We start from the raw sequence: 3,648 nt of genomic DNA, 5'->3' as shown, positions 1-3,648 counted from the left end.
TTGTCGATACGCTTTTACGCACAGATTTCGCCATACGCAAGTATCCTAGCTACGCGGGGGCTTGGCCCCTCCCGCGACCGGACCTTCACCGGCTAGAAGATGCGTGCTTTCTGGGCACGCCACACAAAAAAGAAGACCTTTGTAGAGGTCTCCGTTTCTTTAACACTATAGGCAGGATTTGAGCCTAGAAATCAAAGCCTCTTCCTGCCTAGATACCCGACCCTTCCAACCTTTATAGGCGAAGGCATTTTCGCAATACTTCATGCCGTCAAGTCTAGTTGATGAATACTATATTGAAAGGAGTATTTCAAATGAAATACAGTTACAATTCTAGTTTAGACGTTTCCAAATTTTTTGATGAGCCCGTCAAACTGATAAAATTGCGTGGGTATTCAATGCACAACCTTTCCAAGGTGTACAATGATGCCAAGATACCCGTTGAAAAAGGTTGGCCGAGTCTTTCGATGACTAAAGCACACTTATGGCTGGAGCAGCAGGGATGGATTGGACTCCCCATTCCGAACGGGTATATCGTCGTCGATGTCGATGATCGCGATGAAGGTAAGCTCCTTCTAAACACGTTGGAAGGTGAAGGCTTGATTTTCCATGCTATCCGCACAGTGAATGGTTTCCAATTCGTCTTCAAGGATAATCGGGTAATCACCAAACAGCAGGTTAGGGTCATGACCGATGTGGGTTTTTGCGTCGATTATCGCCTTCCAGGGAAAGGGTATATCGTACTGCCAACCACCAATACGGAGGGTCGGGAATGGGTTCGTCACGTGGATGGTGGTGATTTATCTGTACTTCCGTCTTGGTTAAACAGCCTCAAAGTCATTGGTAAAGCGGGGCGGGAATTTGAGTTGCCAATTGATGAAGGCAGTCGAAATGACACCCTCTATCGCCATGGATGCCGACTCCAAGCATTGGGGCGATCAGTAGAACAAATTGCAGCGACTATACAGTTTATGAATGATAACCTTGTCATCCCTTCGCTCGAAGGGCAGGAAGTAGTTCAAATCCTCGGTAGCGTTTCAAAGAATCAACCCAGCGATTTCAATCGGGATTTTCAGACATCGCTGGGCAGAGCCGGGCATGTAGAAATAGGACGTAGTTTACTGGAAGCTCATCCTTGCTTTGCGTTCAATGGGCGAATTTACTGCTTTAAAGATGGTATTTACATCCCCGACGGCAAAAGGATCTTGAAAAAGTCTGCGCAAGATACCCTAGAAAACAGGGCTACCACCAAAAACGTTAATGAGGTCGTCAATTGGATCGAGCGGGAGACTGAAATCGATCAGGAGGAATGGCTAAATAAAGTAAACCCGGATCTAGGTTATCTTAACGTAAAGAACGGGCTACTGAATTGGCGATCTGGCGAACTAATGCCTCATACTCCCGAAATGCGATGGACAATGCAAATTCCGGTTAACTACGACCCCGCTGCCAAATGTCCACAGATCGAGCGATTTCTAAAATGTCTCGTTCCACAGGATACGATTCCAGTTCTAGAGGAACTGATCGGTTACTGCTTACTGCCAGCATTACCTTATCAAAAAGCATTTCTACTGAAGGGAAGAGGTAGCAATGGTAAAAGCACATTCCTTGAATTGTTAAGCACATTTGTTGGTCAGCAAAACGTCTCTCATGTGTCGATCCATGACCTCGAAGGTAATCGCTTTGCCCGGGCCGGCTTGATGAACAAACTCGTTAATAGCTATGACGACTTGAAGTCAGCGCGAATCAAAGATACTGACGTTTTCAAGATACTGACAAATGGTGAACCAATCGAAGCAGAGTTCAAAGGAAAAGATCGTTTTGTTATGCGGAGTATGGCAACACTTATCTTCTCAGCTAACGAACTCCCGCCGTCCAATGATAACAGCCATGGTTACCGTCGTCGTTGGATCATCATCCCATTTACTATGAAGTTGGGTAAGAATGAGATAATACCAAACTTCATACGCACATTGACCACTCCTGAAGAGATGTCTGGATTGCTCAATGTTGTCATTACGGCATTAAACAGGTTGGAAGCGCAAATTGGGTTCAGTGAGAATGAAAGTACTGCGGCGGCACTTGATGAATACTCATTGGATTCAAATAACGTACTCCTGTTTATTCGTGAAGAATGTGAGGTTTCGCAAAATGCCTTTGTCGTTAAGAAGGAGCTATATTGGGCTTATAAAGTGTGGTGTGAGAATAGCGGGTACGAAGCAGTAAATATCCACAAGTTTTATCAGCTTCTATTAGAGGTCCCTGGTATCACCGAAGGCCGAGATAATGATAAACGAGTCTTCAGGGGCATAGTTCTCGATCCAACAAATAAGTTTTAGAAGCAGGGGGTAACCCCTGCTTTCCTTTTGCCATTTATGCCAAATAGCAGATCCCCGAGCGAATCTGTAACGTCTGAAATAGATACGAACCATTTGTAAAAAAGCCGCTCCGCCATTTTGCCATCTTTCTAGCGAACTCAGGTGTATATCTATAATATTATTTTTTTATACAAAACCTTTATTCCCATAATCCCCTAAAGAAAATGACATTTTGGCAAAAATAAAAACAAAGGTTAGGTACTACCTTTGTTTTGGAGATAGCCATTTTTATCATCAAAGTTGGCTGAATGGCATCGATGGGAAAAAATTAATGGTACGTTCATATGAATAGTATGACTTAAAAGTGGCAGAAGTGGGCTTCGTTGTTCAGATATCTATCAACGGGAAATAATGAATGATACAAACAATCAGGGATCGGAGACTTCGGGAATTATACCGGTATCGTCCTTTTTGAGCAAAGACCGGTGTATTCCTCTCAGTCTTTTTACACACCTGCACAGACCATCATCTTATCACCTTGTACGCTGGACATCGCCAAGAAGTTTATTGTACTTTTTGTTCAATTCTCCAAGCTGTTCTTTTGTTGGAATCCGCTTGATTTCCTCAAGTACCCTTCTCGCATCTTCTCCGTACAGAGTGGGCGTTTCAGACATTTGAGTAGTCATTTTCAGTTTAGCCTTTTCCTTATCCATCCTATAACCCTCCATTTATTGGGGATACTTCTCAATCTTTTGAAAGCCTTCTAAGCCCATTATCATTCTGATCACATATGCACTCTGCCATTTCTCGGATCATTTTCGAACGAGCGGCGGCTTTTACTTCTTGTTCTTCGGTCATACATGATGTGGGATCATGCGTTCCGATCTTCTTCTCGTCTTTGTTTTGCTCAGTCAATGTTGAATACCTCCTTTGTATGCTTCTTTCCAATTATTATACGCTGTAATTCGGTAATTTCGTCATGGATAATCCGTTCCAATTCAATGAATCGTGAAAAGAGAGCCTCTGTTCCCATATTTTTTTATAAGCTTCCGCCGTGCTCTGCTTCGATTTCATACAGTCTCGTTTATCCGTTTTAGCGTTTCCAAGTCCATCTCGTCAATCCGGAAACGAATACTATTTACTATGGATTTCAGAATAATTTCACAGGTCAAAATCCCTCTTCGAGCTCTGTCTTGAGCGTCTAGAGCTGCCTGGAGTGCTACTATAATTATGCAGTCGAAAAACACCCTCGTATGAAATAAAATGAAGATGACGAGGGGACGAGAGACAATGAAACGGTACGACAAAGTATTCAAAGATGAAGCAGTAAGAT

3 protein-coding genes are annotated in these 3,648 nt (G+C 43.2%); 1 reads left to right on the top strand and 2 read right to left on the bottom strand.

Annotated features, from left to right (window positions below; translation table 11 throughout):
- The first annotated feature begins 311 nt into the window (after window positions 1-311).
- Window positions 312-2,336 (top strand): phage/plasmid primase, P4 family, encoded by a 2,025-nt coding sequence (locus KXG62_RS33680; RefSeq protein ID WP_218096375.1) that lies wholly within the window; start codon window positions 312-314, stop codon window positions 2,334-2,336.
- 512 nt (window positions 2,337-2,848) lie between these two features.
- Here the strand turns inward: KXG62_RS33680 and KXG62_RS33675 are convergent.
- Together KXG62_RS33675 and KXG62_RS33670 are read right to left on the bottom strand one after the other, a co-directional pair.
- Complete coding sequence (locus KXG62_RS33675; RefSeq protein ID WP_218096374.1) at window positions 2,849-3,028, bottom strand: hypothetical protein; 180 nt, start codon at window positions 3,026-3,028, stop codon at window positions 2,849-2,851.
- Window positions 3,029-3,059: 31 nt separating this feature from the next.
- On the bottom strand, window positions 3,060-3,230 hold the full coding sequence (locus KXG62_RS33670) for a hypothetical protein (protein ID WP_218096373.1): 171 nt from the start codon (window positions 3,228-3,230) through the stop codon (window positions 3,060-3,062).
- Window positions 3,231-3,648 lie beyond the last annotated feature (418 nt).

Origin of the sequence: Paenibacillus solanacearum, from assembly GCF_910593845.1 — a bacterium.
In the GTDB taxonomy this organism is placed as follows: Bacteria; Bacillota; Bacilli; order Paenibacillales; family NBRC-103111; genus Paenibacillus_G; species Paenibacillus_G solanacearum.
The sequence above is the reverse complement of the archived record's forward strand: the minus strand, read 5'-3'. Positions and strand labels throughout refer to the sequence as shown.

Coding starts and splice junctions, on each gene's coding strand:
- KXG62_RS33680 (WP_218096375.1), top strand. CDS start 312: ATGAAATACAGTTACAATTCTAGTTTAGACGTTTCCAAATTTTTTGAT.
- KXG62_RS33675 (WP_218096374.1), bottom strand. CDS start 3,028: ATGGATAAGGAAAAGGCTAAACTGAAAATGACTACTCAAATGTCTGAA.